At 28.9% G+C, this 1,752-nt stretch carries 2 protein-coding genes; both read left to right on the top strand.

The genetic code is table 11. The annotated features are described in order from the left end of the window. Positions 1 to 44 precede the first annotated feature (44 nt). Positions 45 to 488: a 5-methylcytosine-specific restriction endonuclease subunit McrB gene (locus CD150_RS12760; protein WP_240621239.1), complete on the top strand. Its 444-nt coding sequence runs from the start codon at positions 45 to 47 to the stop codon at positions 486 to 488. Next, positions 475 to 1,752, top strand: a 1,278-nt coding sequence (locus CD150_RS12755) for a 5-methylcytosine restriction system specificity protein McrC (protein WP_103161654.1), incomplete at its 3' end; no start/stop codon positions are given. The genes CD150_RS12760 and CD150_RS12755, both read left to right, overlap by 14 nt.

Genomic DNA, 1,752 nt, shown 5'->3' with positions numbered 1-1,752 from the left:
GTTATAGAGGGATTGCTTGAGCAGTAAAAACACAGTATTCAAATATGGAGTCTGAAAAAGACAAATTCTATATTCCTGATAATGTATATATTATAGGAACTATGAATGATATCGATCGTTCTGTAGATACTTTTGATTTTGCGATGAGACGTAGATTTAGATTTATTGAAATTAAGGCAAATGAAAATTTAGAAATGTTAGAGTCACTCGGAGATAAAAAAGAAGAAGCTGTTAATAGAATGATTAGTCTTAACGATACAATATCTCAAATAGATGAATTGGATAGAAATTATCATATAGGGGCTGCTTATTTCTTAAAATTAAAAGATATAAGTTTTGAAGAACTATGGGAGGATTTTTTAGAACCGCTTTTATCTGATTATATTAGAGGCATGTTTAATGAAGAAGAGATTATGGAATCATTTAAATCGTCTTATGATCATCCACAAATAAGTTCAGAATTAGGTTCAGAAGATGAAATTGGTTAAAATTAAGGATAATTCTACTGAATCTTCCAATGAGTTTAGCGAGATTCCCAATATAATTTCTTCAATATTAGATAAAAGTATATCAGAACTTGATGAGACGGGCATATTTGTGTTTCCTAATAGTTTAAAAGATCAAGAAGGTATAACAGCAGATCAATTTATTCTTAATAAAGTTGGAAAAGAATATCGTACTAGTAATATTATGGGGTTTCTAGGCTATAATGAAGAAAATTTAATCATTGAATCGCGTTTTTCGAAAGGACAACAAGATTATTTTTTTCAATATTTAATAGAAAATGTTTTGAAAATACCTTATGTTATTGATCTAAATACGATAATCGACAAAGACAATAAAATTATTGATTTGTTTATATTTATTTTTCCATATTATTTAAAGAAAGCTATGCGTAAAGGTCTGTTCAAGCAATATACAAGAAATGAATATAACAATAATAATATAAAGGGCACTATTGATATTCAAAGGCACATTAAAAATAACACACCTTTTATAGGTAATATTGCTTATTCTCAGAGAGAGTTTTCATATGATAATTATATACTTCAGTTAATTAGACATACGATAGAATTTATTAAAAAAAGCAAAGAAGGCGCAGGCGTGTTGAGTAGCATCAGGAATGAAGTGAAGGAAATTCGTGAAGTTACTACAAGTTATAATCTTATGGATAGAAATAAAATAATAGTGTTTAATAATAAGCGACCTATACGACATGCCTATTACAAGGAATATAGAGAGTTGCAGAAACTTTGTTTAACAATTTTACAGCGTCATAAGCATTATATTGGTAATGGTAGAGAGAAAATTCATGGTATTTTATTTGATGGAGCATGGTTGTGGGAAGAATATATTGATACATTAGTTAGTACAGATTTTTATCATCCCAAAAATAAGGGCGGTAGTGGATCTCAAAGATTGTTTAGTAGACATTTAGGAACGAAAATTGGGTTAGTTTATCCAGACTTTATTGGACGTAATCAAGAAAATAGAATAATTGCCGATGCAAAATATAAACCAATTCAAAATATAGCAAATAGAGACTATTTGCAAGTTCTAGCTTATATGTTCAGATTTGATGCTAAAACAGGCTATTATTTCTATCCAAACCATAAAGAAACTAGGGATGAAGTATTATATTTAAATCAAGGGGTCAGCTATGAGAGAAATGTGCAAATGCGTGAGGATATAAAAGTAACTAAACTTGGTCTTGCTATCCCTAAAGAAGTTGAAAGTTATAAAGATTTTTCA

The organism is Staphylococcus ureilyticus, from assembly GCF_002902235.1.
Lineage (GTDB): Bacteria > Bacillota > Bacilli > Staphylococcales > Staphylococcaceae > Staphylococcus > Staphylococcus ureilyticus.
This window is presented reverse-complemented; position numbering and strand designations above follow the sequence as displayed.